Annotated in this window: 18 protein-coding genes and 1 tRNA gene; 9 read left to right on the plus strand and 10 right to left on the minus strand. The window is 68.7% G+C overall.

Going from position 1 to position 17091, the window contains the following annotated elements; translation table 11 throughout:
- Positions 1 to 93 precede the first annotated feature (93 nt).
- The 4 genes from flgM (at position 94) to GFK26_RS33005 (ending at position 2230) form a co-directional block, all read left to right on the plus strand.
- Complete coding sequence (gene flgM, locus GFK26_RS32990) at positions 94 to 375, plus strand: flagellar biosynthesis anti-sigma factor FlgM (protein WP_153285682.1); 282 nt, start codon at positions 94 to 96, stop codon at positions 373 to 375.
- The gene (locus GFK26_RS32995) at positions 372 to 827 is read left to right on the plus strand and encodes a flagella synthesis protein FlgN (RefSeq protein WP_228121841.1); all 456 of its coding nucleotides are present in this window, start codon (positions 372 to 374) and stop codon (positions 825 to 827) included. The genes flgM and GFK26_RS32995 overlap by 4 nt, the downstream gene beginning before the upstream one ends.
- An 8-nt stretch (positions 828 to 835) precedes the next feature.
- A complete protein-coding gene (locus tag GFK26_RS33000; protein ID WP_153285683.1) occupies positions 836 to 1267 on the plus strand; it encodes a YadA-like family protein in 432 nt (143 codons plus the stop codon).
- A gap of 117 nt (positions 1268 to 1384) precedes the next feature.
- A complete protein-coding gene (locus tag GFK26_RS33005; protein WP_153285684.1) occupies positions 1385 to 2230 on the plus strand; it encodes a response regulator transcription factor in 846 nt (281 codons plus the stop codon).
- Positions 2231 to 2555: 325 nt separating this feature from the next.
- Here the strand turns inward: GFK26_RS33005 and GFK26_RS33010 are convergent, their stop codons facing one another.
- The gene (locus GFK26_RS33010; RefSeq protein WP_153285685.1) at positions 2556 to 3461 is read right to left on the minus strand and encodes a LysR family transcriptional regulator; all 906 of its coding nucleotides are present in this window, start codon (positions 3459 to 3461) and stop codon (positions 2556 to 2558) included.
- A gap of 128 nt (positions 3462 to 3589) precedes the next feature.
- Here GFK26_RS33010 and GFK26_RS33015 point away from each other — a divergent pair, with 128 nt between their 5' ends.
- A complete protein-coding gene (locus tag GFK26_RS33015; RefSeq protein ID WP_228121842.1) occupies positions 3590 to 4591 on the plus strand; it encodes a Bug family tripartite tricarboxylate transporter substrate binding protein in 1002 nt (333 codons plus the stop codon).
- 13 nt (positions 4592 to 4604) lie between these two features.
- Here the strand turns inward: GFK26_RS33015 and GFK26_RS33020 are convergent, their stop codons facing one another.
- On the minus strand, positions 4605 to 5507 hold the full coding sequence (locus tag GFK26_RS33020; RefSeq protein WP_153285686.1) for a LysR family transcriptional regulator: 903 nt from the start codon (positions 5505 to 5507) through the stop codon (positions 4605 to 4607).
- Between the two features lie 106 nt (positions 5508 to 5613).
- On the opposite strand from GFK26_RS33020, the gene GFK26_RS33025 reads away from it, so the two are divergent.
- A complete protein-coding gene (locus GFK26_RS33025; RefSeq protein ID WP_153285687.1) occupies positions 5614 to 6531 on the plus strand; it encodes a dihydrodipicolinate synthase family protein in 918 nt (305 codons plus the stop codon).
- Positions 6532 to 6599: 68 nt separating this feature from the next.
- Positions 6600 to 7559 (plus strand): Bug family tripartite tricarboxylate transporter substrate binding protein, encoded by a 960-nt coding sequence (locus GFK26_RS33030; RefSeq protein WP_153285688.1) that lies wholly within the window; start codon positions 6600 to 6602, stop codon positions 7557 to 7559.
- A 136-nt stretch (positions 7560 to 7695) separates the two neighbouring features.
- On the opposite strand, the gene GFK26_RS33035 is transcribed toward GFK26_RS33030, so the two are convergent.
- The 5 genes from GFK26_RS33035 to GFK26_RS33055 all read right to left on the minus strand — a co-directional run bounded on the left by GFK26_RS33035 (position 7696) and on the right by GFK26_RS33055 (position 11608).
- Positions 7696 to 7785: transfer RNA gene (locus GFK26_RS33035), tRNA-Ser, on the minus strand.
- A gap of 57 nt (positions 7786 to 7842) precedes the next feature.
- Positions 7843 to 9174, minus strand: a complete 1332-nt coding sequence (gene serS, locus GFK26_RS33040; RefSeq protein WP_153285689.1) for a serine--tRNA ligase — start codon at positions 9172 to 9174, stop codon at positions 7843 to 7845.
- A gap of 63 nt (positions 9175 to 9237) precedes the next feature.
- Complete coding sequence (locus GFK26_RS33045; RefSeq protein ID WP_416222528.1) at positions 9238 to 10194, minus strand: threonine/serine dehydratase; 957 nt, start codon at positions 10192 to 10194, stop codon at positions 9238 to 9240.
- A gap of 5 nt (positions 10195 to 10199) precedes the next feature.
- On the minus strand, positions 10200 to 11168 hold the full coding sequence (gene ispH / locus GFK26_RS33050; RefSeq protein WP_153285690.1) for a 4-hydroxy-3-methylbut-2-enyl diphosphate reductase: 969 nt from the start codon (positions 11166 to 11168) through the stop codon (positions 10200 to 10202).
- The gene (locus GFK26_RS33055; protein ID WP_062469447.1) at positions 11165 to 11608 is read right to left on the minus strand and encodes an FKBP-type peptidyl-prolyl cis-trans isomerase; all 444 of its coding nucleotides are present in this window, start codon (positions 11606 to 11608) and stop codon (positions 11165 to 11167) included. The genes ispH and GFK26_RS33055 overlap by 4 nt, the downstream gene beginning before the upstream one ends.
- A gap of 107 nt (positions 11609 to 11715) precedes the next feature.
- Between GFK26_RS33055 and radC the strand changes: the two genes are divergently transcribed.
- Positions 11716 to 12393, plus strand: a complete 678-nt coding sequence (gene radC / locus GFK26_RS33060) for a RadC family protein (RefSeq protein WP_153285691.1) — start codon at positions 11716 to 11718, stop codon at positions 12391 to 12393.
- Positions 12393 to 13055, plus strand: coding sequence for a Smr/MutS family protein (locus tag GFK26_RS33065; RefSeq protein WP_153285692.1), 663 nt, complete (start codon positions 12393 to 12395; stop codon positions 13053 to 13055). The genes radC and GFK26_RS33065 overlap by 1 nt, the downstream gene beginning before the upstream one ends.
- A 132-nt stretch (positions 13056 to 13187) precedes the next feature.
- On the opposite strand, the gene GFK26_RS33070 is transcribed toward GFK26_RS33065, so the two are convergent.
- The 3 genes from GFK26_RS33070 to GFK26_RS33080 all read right to left on the minus strand — a co-directional run bounded on the left by GFK26_RS33070 (position 13188) and on the right by GFK26_RS33080 (position 17078).
- Positions 13188 to 15293 (minus strand): bifunctional 2',3'-cyclic-nucleotide 2'-phosphodiesterase/3'-nucleotidase, encoded by a 2106-nt coding sequence (locus GFK26_RS33070; RefSeq protein WP_228121843.1) that lies wholly within the window; start codon positions 15291 to 15293, stop codon positions 13188 to 13190.
- 110 nt (positions 15294 to 15403) lie between these two features.
- A complete protein-coding gene (locus tag GFK26_RS33075; protein ID WP_153285693.1) occupies positions 15404 to 16627 on the minus strand; it encodes an NAD(P)/FAD-dependent oxidoreductase in 1224 nt (407 codons plus the stop codon).
- 31 nt (positions 16628 to 16658) lie between these two features.
- Positions 16659 to 17078, minus strand: a complete 420-nt coding sequence (locus GFK26_RS33080) for a group II truncated hemoglobin (RefSeq protein ID WP_153285694.1) — start codon at positions 17076 to 17078, stop codon at positions 16659 to 16661.
- Positions 17079 to 17091: the final 13 nt, after the last annotated feature.

Below are 17091 nucleotides of genomic sequence, written 5' to 3' on the forward strand. Positions count from 1 at the left end.
CTGCCGCGTTTGCGCAGGCTTCACTTCATGCACGCCCTTCCTAAAGTTCTTGCACCGGCTGCCGATATACGGGTCAGCCCCTGAGGAATCACCTTGAAAATCGATCCCACCGCCCCCTCGGCCACGCCCCTGCACCGCACGGGTGCTCCGACGACGTCCGCCGAGGCCGTGCAGCGCCCGAAGGAAGCGCCCCTCGTTTCCGCGCTCGTCCATGCGATGCCCGCCGCCGTGGGCGGCCGCGATTTCGACGCGGCCCGCGTGGCCGCCATCCGCGAGGACATTCGCGCCGGCCGCTACGAGATCCGTCCCGAGCGCATCGCCGACGGCCTGCTGGCCAGCGTGCGCGAGCTGCTCGCACCGAAGGGCGAGGCATGACGACCTTGCTGGCACAGCTGCGTGCGGAAGCGGGCTGCATCGAGGAATTTCTCGCGGCGCTGGACGAGGAGGCGCAGGCCATGTCGGACAGCGCCTTCGACGCACTGAACGCCATCGCCGGCCGCAAGACCGCGCTGCTGGACCGCATGGCCGAACTCGACCAGCAGCGCGAATCGCTGCAGGCGGCGCTGGGCTTCGCGCCCGGCCGCGCGGGTGCGGACGCAGCCGCTGCAGCGGGCGGTGAACCCACGCGCCAGGCCTGGCGCGAGCTGCTGGCCCTGGCCGAAGACGCGCGCAACCGCAACCTGCACAACGGCACGCTGGTGTACGCGCACCTCGACTTCACGCAGCAGGCGCTGCACTTCCTGCAGGCGCGCGCCCAACCCTTCTACGGCCCCGACGGTGTGCGCAAGACGCAGGCCGGCGCGGGCACCCGGCTGGCGGCCGGCTGAGCAGCCTCGTGAACGCATCCGCACGTTTCGCCCCCGCACGCACCGCGATCCCGCTGGTGCTGCTGTGGCTCGCGTGCACCGGCGCTCATGCCTTCGAGCTCGCACCCGCCGTGCGGTCGGACGACGCCATCAACCTCGGCCAGCTGCACCCGGTGCGCACGGCCGTCGGCGACACGGCGCGCATCGCGTACTCGGGCGCGGCCATGGCCATCGCCATGTCGGCCGCCTACGTGCCGGCGTACCGCCCCGGCGAACAGGCCGTCGGCCTGGCCTTCGGCAACTACCGGGGCTACACGGCTGCGTCGCTGGGCTTCAAGCGCACGTCGGGCGACGGCGACTCGGCCTGGGGCATGGCGGTGTCGAGCACGGGCCGGGAGTGGGGCTTCAACGCGGGCATCGGCTGGAAGCTGCCGCGCAGCACCACCGCCGCCCGCCCCTGACGCCACGCCACCGCTCCGGGACGCCCTTCACCACCTTCGCATGGATGCCACCGACATGACTTCTCCCTCCACGCCAATGTCCCACCACGAGAAGGTCGCACGCCGGGGAGCCCGCGCATGATGGCCGCGCAGCAGGGCGCGCGCCGCATCGCGATGGTCGGTTGCGACGAAGCGCAAGAGGCCGGCTGGGGCAACCGCCTGCGCCTGATGGGCTGCGACCCCGTGTGCTTCGGCGACAGCACCGACTTTTTGCTGGCCATCACGCAGGGCCAGCAGTTCGGCCTGCTGCTGGTCGTGCTGAAGGACGAAGGCGCGTGGCCGATCCTTACAGCGATGTGCCGCGCGCTGCGCATTCCGATTTTTCTGGTGGCGCGCGCCTCGCAGCGCGATCTGCTGGTCGATGTGCTGTCGGCCGCGGGCGGCGAGACGCTGGGCGCGAGCATCGACTTCGCGGTGCTGCCCGTCGACGAGTTCGAGGTGGAACTGCGCGTGCGCGAATCGCTGCGGCGCAACCGGACCTTGCTCGAACCACAGGCCACGGCCGCGTGCTTCGGCGATTACCAGTTTCTCGGTACGCGCCGCGTGGTGGCCTACGGCGACACCGAGGTGCGCCTGAAGCCGCGCGAGTTCGAACTGGCGCTGCTGCTGTTCCGCAATGCCGGCCGCCTGCTGGAGCGCGACTGGCTGCTGGCTTCGCTGTGGGTGGACGCGCGCATCGAACGCACGAGCCGCACGCTCGACTGCTGCGTGGCCAGCATCCGCCGCAAGCTGTCGCTGCACAAGGGCGGCGAGTTCGTGCTGGTCTCGGTGTATGGGCGGGGCTATGAGCTGCGGCACATGGCGCCGGCGGCGCGGGGCGTATCGAGAGCCGGTGAAGGCGATGACGCCTCGTTGGTCGACACCGCCGACTTCCCCGACACATCGAACGAGCCGGTGTGGCTCGGTGAAAGTGCGCGGGCATGAGCACAAGCCCGCGCGAGAAAACTGTGACGACCTCCGGCCTCGAGGAACCACCGCAAAGGGCGGGTGCCGAAGCCTCCTCTACCAACGCCAGAAGACCGTCGACGCCAGTATCGGCGCCGAAGCTGAAGCCTGGCTGAAGCCCTGCACAAAACCCTTCTTGCTTCCGCACTCAGCCGCTGGTCAGCGAACTTCGGTTCAATGGCAAGGCCTCACCGTGAGGGGGAGATTCATTGCAAGACACCATGAAATTATTCGCACAGGCATCGCTGATCCTGGCCTTGGCCGTCGTCCTCGGCGGGTTCGTGCTCGGGCTGCTGGCCGGGCCTCAAGACCCTGACGAGTAAGGTTTGCCGTCCGGCGCCATGGCCGCGAGGAACTGCTGCGCCACGGCCGCGATGATTTCTGCCCGCGGCGCATTGCGCAGCTGCACCAAGGCCAGTTCGCGGCGCTCGGCCGCCTGCGGAATGGGCAGCAGCCGCAGCATCGGGTCGGCGCCCCAGTCACGCTCCGCCAGGTGCGGCAACACGGCGACGCCCAACCCGTCGCGCACCAGATCGACGATTGCCTCGATGGAATTCAGCTCCAGAAACTCCTGCGGCTTGGCGCGCAGCCGGCGCAGCGTGCGCTCCACCAGTTCGCCCGTGTGCTCGCCGCGATCGAAGCGGATGAACGGATAGCGCTCCACCATGGCGCGCGGGCTGGCCGGACGCGAAGCGGCCGGCGTGAGCAGCACCATCGGTTCGGCATACAGGGGCGTCCAGATGAGCGACGGCCGATGCACGGCCGGGTTGTGCACGACCACCGCGGCATCGAGGTCGCGGCTTTCGACCTGCGCGATGAGCGGGTTCGACTTGCCCGACACGACGTGCAGATCGACTGCGGGGTGACGGCGCTTGAGCTCCAGCGTAGCGCGCACCAACTGCCCCAGCCCCGACACGACGGCGCCGAACTGCACCGTGCCGGCCAGCGGCGCATCGGCCTGCGTGCCGTGCCGGGCCTGCTCGTACAGCGTGACGATCTGCGTGGCCACCGGCACCAGCGCACGCCCCTGCTCGTTGAGCGCGACCAGCTTGCCGCGCCGCGCGAAGAGCGGGCGCTTGAGGTCGCTTTCGAGGCTGCGCATCTGCAGGCCGACGGCCGCCTGCGTGAGCGCAACGCGCTGCGCGGCGGCCGTGAATGAGCCTTCGGCGGCCACGGCGAGGAAGGTGCGAAGCACGCGCAGGCTGGGCATGGTGGTGAGAAAGCTTTTCTTTCAAGTTGACGAAGAAATTATCGCTTTCGCAAAAGTTTTCCCATCATCAGAATCGATGCTTCCGCCCGCGCGCTCGCGGGCGCCCTTCCCTGTTTTCGGACTTCCCCTTGACCACGCACCCCACCCGCCGACTGTTCGCTGCCCGCACCACGCTCGCCTTGCTCGCGGGTGCCATGGGCCTGGCGAGCACTGCTGCCACCGCCGCCGAGGCTTGGCCCACGCAGCCGCTGAAGATGATCGTCGGCTTTGCGCCCGGCGGCGGCAACGACATCCTGGCGCGCATCCTCGCCAAGGAGCTGCAGCAGAGCCTCGGGCAGACCGTGGTGGTCGAAAACCGCGCGGGCGCCGGCGGCCTCATCGCCGGCGAGTTCGTCGCCAAGGCACCGAAGAACGGCCACACGCTGCTGCTGGGTTCCATCGGCGGCAACACCATTGCACCGGTGCTGGCCAAGAGCCTCGGCTTCGACCCGCGCAAGGACCTGGCGCCCATCTCGCTGGTGGCCGAATCGGGCAACGCGCTGCTGGTCAACGCGAAGCTGCCGTACAAGAACGTGAAGGCCTTCATCGAGGCCGCGCGCAAGGAGCCGGGGCTCATCAACTACGCGTCGTCGGGCACCGGCTCGACCTTGCACCTGGCGGGCGCGCTGTTCGCGCAGCAGGCCAACGTGAACATCGTGCACATCCCGTACAAGGGCAACAGCCAGGCCCTCACCGACGTGGCCGGCGGCCAGGTGCAGGCGATTTTCTCGGGCATTCCGCCTGCGATCGTGTCGGCCAAGACAGGCCAGACCCGCATCCTGGCCGTGACCAGCAAGCAGCGCGTGAAGTCCCTGCCCGACGTGCCCACCGTCGCCGAGGCCGGCCTGCCGGGCTACGCCTTCACCTCGTGGTATGGCCTCTTCACCACGGGCGGCACCGACCCGGCCATCGTCGAACGCCTGGCGCGCGAGGTGCACAAGATCATCCACAAGCCCGAAGTGCGGGCGCAGTTCGAGATGCAGGGCGTGGAGCCGGTCACCAGCGAGCCCAAGGCTTTTGCCGCGCAGATCGACCGCGAACTCACGCGCTGGGGCCGCGACGTGAAGGCGATGAACATCACGCTCGATTGAGCGTACATAAGCCCTAGGCCTTGGCCGGCACCGGGTACGCCTCTTGAATCAGGAGGCGCACCGCATCCACCACGCCCTGGCGGCCCCGGCGGCGCCAGGCCAGGTGGACCTCGACATCGAAGCTGTCGACCTCGTCCAACGGCCTGAAGCGCACGCCCGCGTAGCCCAGCTTCTGCGCCGAGCGCGGCACCAGCGCCACGCCCACGCCCGCATCCACGAGCGCCAGGATCGAATGCGTGTGGCTCAAGGTCTGCACCGTTTCCGGCGCGACACCTTGCGCGCGCAGCCTGCCCGCAATCAGCTCGTAGAGGTAGCGCGATTCGGACGGGCAGAACTGGATGAAGGCCTCGCCTTCCAGGTCCGACAGGCGCATGCACGCCTGTTCGGCCAGGCGGTGCTCGCTGGGCATCGCGAGCACAAAGGGTTCGCGAAAGATCGCGGCCGATTCGGCAAAGCTGCGCGGGGCAAACGGCCGCACGATGCCGAGTTCGATGCGGTCGGTGCCGATGGCCTCGAGCTGGTCGAGGGTCTGCATCTCGCGCAGCACGATCTGCACATCGGGCAGTTGCGCCTGCACTGAGGCCAGCAGCTGCGGCAGCAGCGTGAAGCTCGCCGCGGGAATGAAGCCCATCGTCACGCAGCCGGCATCGGCGCGCATCGCACGGCGCGCGGCCAGCGCGGCCGACTGGCTGCGGCGCAGGATGTCTTCGGCCTCGCGCAGGAACACGACACCCGCGGGCGTGAGCCGCACGTTGCCGCCCGAGCGCTCGAGCAGCAGCACGCCGAGTTCGTGCTCCAGCAGCTGGATCTGGCGTGTGAGGGGCGGCTGGGTCATGTTCAGCGAAACGGCCGCACGTCCGAAGTGAAGTTCAGTGGCCACGGCCACAAAGCATCGGAGTTGGGTCAGCTGGAACACGGCGATTCAATTCTTGGATTGCAGCATCCCGTGTATGGATTGGACGCTGCTTCAGGTGACTTCTAGAGTAGCCGTTTTCTCCGCCACTCCACTTCGGGACAACCAGATGAGTCACTTTCACGGCGCCGCGCTGCGCGCTGCGCTCCACGGCATTTCGGGCATCCTGGTCACGCCCTTCGATGCCGACGACACGCTCGCGCCTTCGCGCCTGAACGTCGTGGTCGACCGCGCGATCGATGCCGGCGTGCATGTGCTCGTGGCCAACGGCAACACGAGCGAGTTCTACGGCCTGCAGGCGCACGAGGCCGAGCAGATGGTGCATGCCGCCGCCGAATGCATCGGCGGGCGCGCGCCGCTTCTGGCCGGCGTGGGCCGCAGCGTGCGCGAAGCCTGCGCTTTGGCCCGCGCCTCGCGCAAGGCCGGCGCCGATGCCTTGATGGTTCACCAGCCGCCCGATCCGTTCGTGGCACCGCGCGGCGTGGTCGCCTACCTGCGCCAGATCGCCGACGCGGCCGACGGCCTGCCGCTCGTGCTCTACCTGCGCAACGAGGCCATCGGCCTGGCCGCGATCGAAGAACTCTGCCGCATCCCGCAGATCGTCGGCGTGAAGTGGGCATCGCCCACGCCGCTGGTGCTCGCCGAAGCCATGCGCCGCACGGCCGATCTCGGGCTGGCCTGGGTCGGCGGCCTGGCGGAAGTCTGGGCGCCGCCGCTGTACGCCGTGGGTGCGCGCGGCTTCACGTCGGGCCTCATCAACGTGCGGCCCGAACGCTCGGTCGCCATCTACCAGGCGCTGGAAGCGGCCGACTATCCGCAGGCCATGCGGCTCATCGAAGAGATGCTGCCCTTCGAAGAACTGCGCGCCCAGGAAAACAACGGCACCAACGTGACCGTGGTGAAGACCGCGCTGCAGATGATGGGCAACGACTGCGGCGCGGCACGTGCCCCGTCCGCGTGGCCCCTGTCGGACAGCCAGCAGCGGCAGCTGCATGCGCTGATGGCGGGCTGGAACCTGCTGCGCTGACCGATCCCCTCGCGGTGCCGACGCGGCGCCGCCGTTCGAAGCTTTCCCACAACTATCAAAGACAAACCATGAACCGCCGATCTCTGCTCGCCCTCGCCGCCCTCCTTTCGTTGAACGGTGGCGCGGCCATCGCCCAGGACTTTCCTGCACGCCCGCTCACCATCGTCGTGGGCTCGAGTGCCGGCAGCGCCACCGACGGCCTGGCACGCGCCGTGGCGCAGGAGGTGACGAAGGCGACCGGCCAGTCGGTGATCGTCGACAACCGGCCCGGCGCCTTCGGCGGCATTGCCGCGCAGTTCGCATCGCGCGCGCAGCCCGACGGCTACACCGTGTTCATGACGACCAACACCACCCAGGCCGCCAACTCGCACCTGCAGAAGAAGCTCTCGTACGACCCCATCAAGGACTTCGCGCCCGTCGCCTTGCTGGCCAAGGGCTATCAGTTGCTGGTGGTGAATCCGCAGGTCAAGGCGAACAGCGTGGCGGAACTGATTGCGCTGGCCAAGGCATCGCCGGGCAAGCTCAACTACGGCTCGGGCAGCTCGTCCGCGCAGGTCGCCACCGAGCTGTTCCAGCAGATGACGGGAACCAAGTTCAACTACGTGCCCTACAAGGCCAACCCACCGGCCGTGATCGATCTCGTGGCAGGCCAGACCGACCTGATGATTGCCGACCTCGCCACGACCTTGCCGCAGGTCAAGGCCGGCAAGCTGCGCGCCCTGGGCCTGACCAGCCCGAAGCGACTGTCGCTCGTGCCGGGCACGCCCACGGTCGCCGAGTCGATCAAGGGCTACGAGTTCGGTTACTGGAACGCGCTCTATGCACCCGCAGGCACGCCGGCACCCGTCGTGAGCCGCCTGAACGCGTTGATGCAGGCCGCGATGAAGGCGCCCGCCGTGCGCAACGCGGCCGAGCAGGCGGGCATGGAGGTGTCGCTGTCGAGCCCCGAGGAGCTGGGCAAGTTTCAGCAGGCCGAGCTGGAACGCTGGGGCCAGATCATCAAGACCGCGGGCATCGTGGCGGAGTGATTTCCTTCGGGCCGCTGCCGTTGGCGGCCCAGTCTTTTCGACGCAGACACGGGGCGAGATGGGCCGCAGCCTTCGCCCCGCGAGGCGTTGTTCCGTAACGAACAGGCAAAAAAATAGCCCCTTGCGGGGCCATTCTTGGAGGAGAGGGAGGGATTCGAACCCTCGGTACTATCGCTAGTACGCCTGATTTCGAGTCAGGTACATTCGACCACTCTGCCACCTCTCCGGTGCTGTCGAGCCTCAGATTATAGCCAGAAAAATCTGACTTTTGACGCTCGACGCTTCAACCGCGCAAAACTTCAAGGCCGCCGAGGTACGGACGCAACGCCGCCGGCACGTTGATCGAGCCATCTTCGTTCTGGTGGTTCTCCAGCACGGCGACCAGCGCGCGGCCCACGGCCAGGCCGGAGCCGTTGAGGGTATGCACCAGCTCGTTCTTGCCCTGGGCGTTCTTGAAACGGGCCTGCAGGCGGCGCGCCTGGAAGGCTTCGCAGTTCGACACCGAGCTGATCTCGCGGTAGGTGTTCTGCGCGGGCAGCCACACCTCGAGGTCGAAGGTCTTGGCGGCGGTGAAGCCCATGTCGCCGGTGCACAGCAGCACGACACGGTACGGCAGCTCCAGGGCCTGCAGCACGGCTTCGGCGTGGCCGGCCATCTGCTCGAGCGCGTCGTAGCTCTTTTCGGGATGCACGATCTGCACCATCTCGACCTTGTCGAACTGGTGCTGGCGGATCATGCCGCGCGTGTCGCGCCCGGCGCTGCCGGCTTCCGACCGGAAGCACGGCGTGTGGGCCGTGAGCTTGATCGGCAGTTGCGACTCGGGCACGACCTCGTCGCGCACGAAGTTGGTCAGGGGCACTTCGCTGGTCGGAATGAGGTACAGCGCCGAATGGTCGGGCGCGGGCTCGCCGTCCTGGCCACCCTTCTTCGCGGCGAACAGGTCGCCTTCGAACTTGGGCAGCTGGCCGGTGCCGCTGAGCGTGGCGGCGTTGACGATGTAGGGCACGTAGCACTCGGTGTAGCCGTGCTGTTCGGTCTGCAGGTCGACCATGAACTGGGCCAGCGCGCGGTGCAGGCGGGCGATCGGCCCTTTCATGACGGAGAAGCGCGAGCCCGAGAGCTTGGCGCCCATCTCGAAGTCGAGCCCCAGCGGTGCGCCGAGGTCGACATGGTCCTTGGGCGCGAAGGCCAGCGGCGTGGCATTGGCACCGGCCCCGCCTTGGGGCGCCCAGCGGCGCATCTCGACGTTGCCGGCCTCGTCTTCACCGAGCGGCACGCTGGCGTGCGGCAGGTTGGGCACGGCGAGCAGCAGTGCGTGCAGGTCGGGCTGGATTTCTTCGAGGCGCTTGGACTGCGATTCCTGCTCGGCCTTGAGCGCGTTGACCTCGGCCATGAGCGCGTCGACCGACTCGCCCTTGGCCTTGAGCGGGCCGATCTGCTTGTTCAGCGTGTTGCGGCGCGCCTGGATTTCCTCGGTGCGGGTCTGCAGCGTCTTGCGCTCGGCCTCGAGCGCGGTGAACGCCGAGACGTCGAGGTAGGGCTGGTTCTTCTTGCGTTTTTCGAGGCCGGCCACAGCGGAGGCCAGGTCTTTGCGGAGCAGGGTGATGTCGAGCATGGGGAGATTTTAGGTGGGCGCCCGGCCCGTGCCCGCCCTCCCCGCTCGCACGCCTGCGACGACTCAGGCGACCGTGGCCGGGTCGACGTTCGCCCCGCAGATGATCAGGCACACCTTCTCGCCCTCGCGCGGCACGTAGGCGCCGGTCTGCAGCGCGGCCAGCGGCAGCGCAGCGGCCGGTTCCACGGCGAGCTTCAGCTCTTTCCACAGCCACTGCTGGGCGGCGCGGATGGATTCGTCGGACAGCAGCAGCGCGTCGCGCACCTGCTGCTGCGTGATCTCCCAGGCGATGGCGCCGATGCGGCGCGCGCCGAGCGAATCGGCTGCCACGCCGCCAACGTCCACGTCGACGGGCTCGCCGGCCTCGCGGGCGCGGAACAGCGTCGGGGCCTTTTCAGGCTCGAGCGCGACCACGCGGGCGCGCTGCTCGAACCAGGCGGCGAGGCCGCCGATCAGGCCGCCGCCGCCCACGCTCACGAGCACGGCGTCGGGCAGGCCGGCCTGCGCCTCGATCTCGCGACCGAGCGTGCCGGCACCGGCCACCACTTCGGGCTGGTCGTAGGCGTGGGTGAGCAAGGCACCGGTTTCTTTCTGGCGCGTCAGGCAGGCGGCCAGTGCGTCGGGGTACAGCTCGCCGACCACGACCACTTCGGCGCCCAGCGCCCGCAGGCGTGCGCGCTTGGCTTCGGGCGACACGCCCGGCAGGAACACCTGGCAGGGCACGCCCAGCGCCTTGGCGGCCGCGGCGGTGGCAATGCCGGCGTTGCCGCCCGAGGCGACGATCACGCCCGCGGCGGGGATGTCGTTGGCAAGCAGCCGGTTCATCATGCCGCGGGCCTTGAAGCTGCCGCTGACCTGCATGTGCTCGAGCTTGAGCCAGACTTCGGCGCCGGGCGCGGTCACGCCGACGGCGGCGGCCGGCAGTTTCCACAGCGGCGTTTCACGCAGAAAGTGGCCGGCGCGCTCGCCCAGCCTGCGGGAGGCGCTCTCGATGTCGGAGCGCCAGTTGGTGTTTTTCATGGGATTCAGGAGATGTGCCCGGGGGGCGGAATGTCGTCGAGCTTGAGGCCCTTGGGAAGCGGGAACTTGATGGTTTCTTCGATGCCGTCCATCTTGCGCACCGACACGGCGCCGAACGCGCGCACGCGCTCGATCACCTCGTGCACCAGCACCTCGGGCGCCGACGCGCCGGCGGTGAGGCCCACGCGCGACTTGCCTTCGAACCATTCGGGCTTGAGCTCGTCGGCCGAATCGACCATGTAGCTTTCGGTGCCCAGGCGCTGCGCCAGCTCGCGCAGGCGGTTGCTGTTGGAGCTGGTGGGGCTGCCGACCACGATCACGAGGTCGACCTGCGGGCTCATGATCTTCACCGCGTCCTGGCGGTTCTGGGTGGCATAGCAGATGTCTTGCTGCTTGGGCTCGCGCACGTTCGGAAAGCGCGCGCGCACGGCGGCGGCGATCTCGGCGGCGTCGTCCACGCTGAGCGTGGTCTGGGTGACGACGGCGAGCTTCTCGGTCTGCAGCGGCGAGGCGTTGGCCACGTCGGCCACGTCTTCCACGAGGTGGATGCCGCTCGACAGCTGACCCATCGTGCCTTCGACCTCGGGGTGGCCCTTGTGGCCGATCATGATGAATTCGTAGCCCTCTTTCGCGAGCTTGGCCACCTCGACGTGCACCTTGGTCACGAGCGGGCAGGTGGCGTCGAAGATCGAGAAGCCGCGGTCGCGCGCCTCCTGCTCCACGGCCTTGCTCACGCCGTGCGCGCTGAACACCAGCGTGGAGCCGGGCGGCACGTCGGACAGCTCTTCGATGAAGATCGCGCCCTTGGCCTTGAGCTCGTTCACCACGTAGGTGTTGTGCACGATCTCGTGGCGCACGTAGATCGGCGCGCCGAACTTGGCGAGGGCGCGCTCGACGATCTCGATGGCGCGGTCCACGCCGGCGCAGAAACCGCGCGGCTCGGCCAGGAGGACTTCTTCGATGCTGGGGTTCATAGCACGCCGATCAGCTTCACTTCGAAGGTGACGGGCTGGCCTGCCAAGGGATGGTTGAAGTCGAAGCGCACGCCGGTCTCGTTCGACTCGACGACCGCGCCCGCGTAGCTGCCCGAGCCGTCGGGCGTGGGAAATTGCACCACGTCGCCGACGGCGTACTGCTCGTCGGGGTCGCCCATCTGGGCCAGCAGCTTGCGCGCCACCCATTGCTGCATGTCGGGATTGCGCTCGCCGAAGGCCTCGCCGGCGGGCAGCTCGAAGGTGGCGTGCGCGCCCTCTTCCATGCCCATCAGGCGCTGCTCCATGGCCGGCGAGAGCTCGCCGGTGCCGAGCGACAGCGTGGCAGGCTTGTCGGCGAAGGTGTTGATGATGTCGCCCGCCGGACCGGCCAGCCGGTAGTGCAGGGTCAGGAAGGAGCCGGAAGTCACAACTTGGGACATGGGTGCAGCAAAGGTGGGCAAAGAGGAGGGAGGTGTCCCGATAAACTGACCCTCATTTTAAGGATCGGGGCAACATCTCGCCCCGGCCAAGGTTTCAGCAGGGTTTCATGGCATTCAAGGATCTCCCTCTCGACGCCCGCCCGCGCGAAAAGCTCATGGCGCGGGGCGCCGCCGCGCTGGCCGATGCCGAGCTGCTGGCGCTGCTGCTGCGCACCGGCGTCGCGGGCAGCAATGTGCTCCAGCTGGCCCAGCAACTGCTCGAACGCTTCGGCGGCCTGTCGGGCTTGCTGCACACCGCGCCCGATGACCTCAAGGCGGTCAAGGGCATGGGCGGCAGCACCAAGCGCTCGGAACTCATGGCGGTGCTCGAGCTGGCGCGCCGCGCCATGGGCGAGCGCCTGAAGGAGCGCACGGTGTTCGATTCGCCCGAGGCGGTCAAGCAGTACCTGCAGCTGCACATCGGCTCGCGCCCGCACGAGGTGTTCGCGGTGCTGTTCCTCGACGTGCAGCACCGCCTGCTCACGCTCGAAGAACTGTTTCGCGGCACGCTCACGCAGACCAGCGTCTACCCGCGCGAAGTCGTCACCCGCGCCCTGCATCACAAGGCCGCGGCCGTGGTGCTGGCCCACAACCACCCGAGCGGCAGCATCGAGCCCTCGCGTGCCGACGAATCGCTCACGCAAACCCTTCGCGCCGCGCTGGCGCTGGTCGACGTGCGCGTGCTCGACCACGTCATCGTGAGCCCGGGCCAGAGCTTCTCGATGGCGGAACGGGGACTGATCTGATGGCTTCTTCTTCCCGTCCTCCCGCTCTGAAGACGCTCGCCGACCTCAAGCAGGTGCAGCGCGTGCTCGCCGAAACCCGCGAGCGCGAAGCCGCCGACGCCGCCGCGCGCGCCGCGGCCGAGCGCAAGCGCGCCGCCGAGAAAGACCTGTTCACGCGCGCCATCGGCGCCACCGAGCCGCTGCGCCGCAAGGCCTCGGTGCCGCTCGCGCCCGAGCCGCCCGCGCCCATTCCGTTTCAGCACCAACTCGACGAGCAGCGCGTGCTGCGCGAGTCGCTGTCCGACGAGTTCGACGTGACCACGCTGCTCGACGTCGACGACGCCATGAGCTTTCGCCGCCCCGGCATCGGCACCGAGATCACGGCGCGGCTGCGCAAGGGCGACTGGTCGATCCAGGCGCAGGTCGACCTGCACGGCCTGCGCAGCGACGAAGCGCGCGAGGCGCTCGGCGGCTTCATCCGCAACGCCCACAAGCAGGGGCTGCGCTGCGTGCGCGTGGTGCACGGCAAGGGCCTGGGCTCGCCGGGCAAGCAGCCGGTGCTCAAGACCAAGACGCAGCGCTGGCTGATCCAGAAGAACGAGGTGATCGCGTTCGTGCAGGCGAAGCCGGCGGAGGGTGGGGCCGGGGCGCTGGTGGTGTTGCTGGCGCCTGTGCGGCGCTGAATTGCGTGTCTTGCTCCTTCCCCTTCCGGGGGAAGGTTGGGATGGGGGCACGCGGCCTTCGAGGCTGCGCGGCGTTGGAGGCCGCGAGCCCCCACCCCTGCCCTCCCCCAGCGGGGGAGGGAGAAACTCAGGTCACTTGCTCAGATCGACCTTGTAGACCGAGCGCCCCTTGCCGCTGTTGTCATCCGCCGTCAGCAGCGAGATGTTCGTGAGCCCCGCATCCGTCGCAGCGCTCAGTTGCCCCTGCCCCGACGTGATCGTCACATTCCCCGCCGTCGTCACCTTGGTGAAGCGCCAGCTGCGCGCCGCGCCGTTGGCCGCGCGCGTGATGGTCTTCTTCGCCTTGATGTACGCGATCAGCACATCGCGGTTCGCATCGGGCGAGGCGTAGATCGTCGCGCGGCCGTCCAGCGCCGGGATGAAGCTCGCACCGCTGGTCGCGCGGTAGTTGTTCGTCGCAATGACGAACTCCTTCGCCGCGTCGATGGGCGCGCCCAGGTACATGAGGTTCTTGATGCGGCTGCCCACGGCCTGCGTCACGTCGATCTCGTACTGCATGTCGGGCGTGGTGAACATGTCGAAGTTGTAGCCCGGGAACGTGCTGATCAGCGGCTGGTCGGTCGTCAGCGCCGGGTCGATCGTGTTGAAGCGCTTGGCCGCGGCTTCGAGCCAGCCCTTGATCTCGGCGCCCGTCACCTTCACCGCGTACACCGTGTTCGGGTACAGGTACAGGTCGGCGGCGCTGAAGATCGCGAGGTTGCCCACGGCCACGTCGGTGTAGTCACGCCCGCCCTCGAAGCCCGACTTGAAGGGCGCGCTCACCGACAGCACCGGCAGGCTCGCGTACTGCGGCAGGTTGGCCTGGATATAGGTCTTCACGTAATCGGCCTGCGCCTGGTTCACGATCTGGATCGCGCCCGGGTCGCCCACGTCGGCGAAGAAGGTGTTCATGCGGAAGTCGGTGGTGCCGATGGGCGTCTTCACGTAGTCGATCGCGGCCTGATGCTGCGTGTCGACCAGCGGCGCCACGCTCGGGTCGGCGTCGACGTACACGGCCTTGCCCGCACCGTCCTTGCCGGTTTGCGTGGAGCGCGCCTCGACCAGCGTCTTGGTCTTGTCGACGCCCCAGGCCTTGCCGTCCCACACGAGCTCGAGCTTCACGAGCCCCAGCGCCTTGCCCCACGAGCTGGGCATCACGGCCGGCACGCCGTTGACGGTGCCGGCGGCGTTGTCGACACCCGCCTGCGTGTAGCCGGGCTTGGCGCCACGGTCGGGGAACAGGCCGTGCTGGTGGCCCATCATCAGCACGTCGATGCCGGGCACCTTCGACAGGTACAGGCCCGGGCTTTCCATCGTCGGCGAGTACGGCGAACCGTCGAGGCCGCCGTGCTGCAGCGCGACGACGATGTCGGCGCCCTTCTCGCGCAGCTCGGGCACGTAGCGCTGGGCGGCCTCGACCGCGCCTTCGGTGCGCAGCTTGCCTTCGAGAAAGCGCTTGTCCCAGTTCATGATGCCGGGCGTGGTGAAGCCGATCACGCCGACCTTCACCGGCACCGTCACGCTCTTGCCATCAGGTGCTGTCGCGGTGAACTGCTTCGTAACGATGGTGTACGGCGCGACGAGCGGCTTGCCGCTCTTGAGGCTGTGCACGTTGGCCACGACCATCGGGAAGCTCGGGCCCGCGCACTTCTTGCTGCCGTCCACGCCCTCGACATCGAGGCCGCCGCCGAGCACCTGGTTGAGGAAGTCCAGGCCGTAGTTGAACTCGTGGTTGCCCAGCGTGCCGGCGTCGTAGCCGGTGGCGTTCATCACCTTGTACATCGACAGCGGCTGCGTGCACGGGATGCGGTTGATCAGCGCCTCGTAGTCGGCCAGCGCGGTGCCCTGGATGGTGTCGCCGTTGTCGAACAGCATCGTGTTCGCGAACTCCTTGCGCGCGGCGTTGATGAGCGTCGCGGTGCGCTCGTAGCCGTACGACTTGTCTTCGGCGAGCTTGAAGTAGTCGTAGCTGCGCACGTTGAAGTGCAGGTCGGTCGTTTCGAGCAGCGCGACCGTGGTGCGCGTGCCTGCGGCCACGGGCGCCGGAGCGGGTGCCGGCGCAGGGGGCGGAACGATCGGCGGGAAGGTGGTGCCGCCCCCGTTGCCACCGCCACAGGCGGTGAGCACGGCGGCCAGAACGGCGGCACAGGTGGACATGGGGGCGAGGCGCGCAAGCGACGCGGCCACTGCGTTGTTCATCGAGAGGTCTCCCTACGGATATGAGGAAGGCCAGTCTCCGAAAGCAGGGTGACAGACCGGTGAATCCGGGCCCGCCGTGCAGCGCCGTTGCGACAGCCGTTACACCAGGTTCAGGCCAGGTGATTCTTTAGTGGTACCGCCGCGTCCGCCACCGCTTCCGGCGCGGGGCTGCGACCCGCTTCGAGCAGCTTGCGGCTCATCATGTGATCGACCGGCGCGTTCACCGATTCGACGCAGACAAGCTGGCCGTCGACGTAGTGGAACAGCGAGAACGCCTCGGGCTTCGGCCCCGCGCGGCGCACGCTCACCAGGCCCGGCGTGCCTTCGGCCGGCATGAGGCCCGCCATCTGCAAACGCAGGCCGCCCTGGTCGGACCAGAACCACGCGACCGCATCGTGATCGCGTGCGGCGCCGGTCAGCGTGGCCACGGCCGTGCGCGCCTGGTCGTTCGCGTTCTGCACCGATTCGAGCCGCAGCGCGCGGCCCGCGCGGCGGTCGGGGAAGCGCGTGCAATCGCCCACCGCGAGCACATCGGCCGCACTGGTCTGCATGTGCGCATCGACCACGATCCCGTCGGCGCACTCGAGGCCCGCGGCCTGTGCGAGCGCGGTCTCAGGCACGGCGCCGATGCCCAGCAGCAGCAGGTCGATCGGTTGCTTCGCGCCGTTGACTTCCACCGACACGAGCCGGTCGCCCACGACCTCGAAGGCGCCGGTCTGCGCGCCCAGCACGATGTCGATGCCGGCCGCGCGGTGCGTGGCCAGCACGTGCGCCGACAGCTCGGGCGACACGGCACGGCCCAGCAGGCGCGGCGCGCATTCGATCACCTGCACGCGCTTGCCCAGCGCCTGCGCGGTGGCCGCCACTTCGAGGCCGATGAAGCCGCCGCCCAGCACGGTGACCTGCTGCGCCTCCGCCAGCCGCGTGCGCAGGCGATGCGCCTCGTCGGCGGCGCGCAGGCTCGCGACGTTTTCAAGGCCTTGCGGCAGGCCGGGCATCAGGCGTGCGCGCGTGCCGGTGGCCAGCACCAGGCGCTCCCACGGCAGCACCGCGCCCGAACGCAGCGTGACGGTGTGCGCCTCGCGGTCGATGGCCACGGCGGCGTCGCCCAGGTGCAGCGTGATGCCCGCTTCGCGGTACCAGTCGGTGGCCTTGTGCGGCTGCGTGGTTTCTTCGGCGCTCTTGAGAAAAGCCTTCGACAGCGGCGGGCGGTGATAGGGCTCGCAGGCCTCTTCGCAGACCAGGTGCACGCGCGCGCCCTGCCCGGCTTCGGCCAGGCCCGCGCACAACTGGGCCGCGGCGTGGCCGCCGCCGATGATGACGATGGAATTCATGGAGAACAGTCTTTCGGGAATCGTTGTCTGGTCACTCACCGCGGTTGCGCATCCAGTCCGCGGTTTTGAAGAAGGAGTCGCACAGGCGTGCGCGCAGGTCTTCAGGCACGCCGGTCTCGCCCATCGCCTGGTCCATGCAGGCCAGCCACTGGTCGCGTTCCTTGATGCCGATGCTGTGGCCGCCGATGGCCTGCGGCATGTGCCGCGCGCGCAGCATCGGGTGGCCGAAGCGGTCGGTGTAGTGGGCGGGCCCGCCGAGCCAGCCGCACAGGAACCAGAAGAGGCGCTGACGCGCGTTGTCGAGGTCGGTGCCGTGCACGGCGCGCAGTTGCGCGTAGGCCGGCTCGAGGTCCATCAGGTCGTAGAAGCGCTCGACCAGCGCCTCCACCTTCGGCTCGCCGCCGATCCACTCGAAAGGCGTGCCGGCGGGCGGTTTGTCTTGAATCTGCATGAAAGCGAGTATC

This window comes from Variovorax paradoxus (genome assembly GCF_009498455.1).
In the GTDB taxonomy this organism is placed as follows: Bacteria; Pseudomonadota; Gammaproteobacteria; order Burkholderiales; family Burkholderiaceae_C; genus Variovorax; species Variovorax paradoxus_H.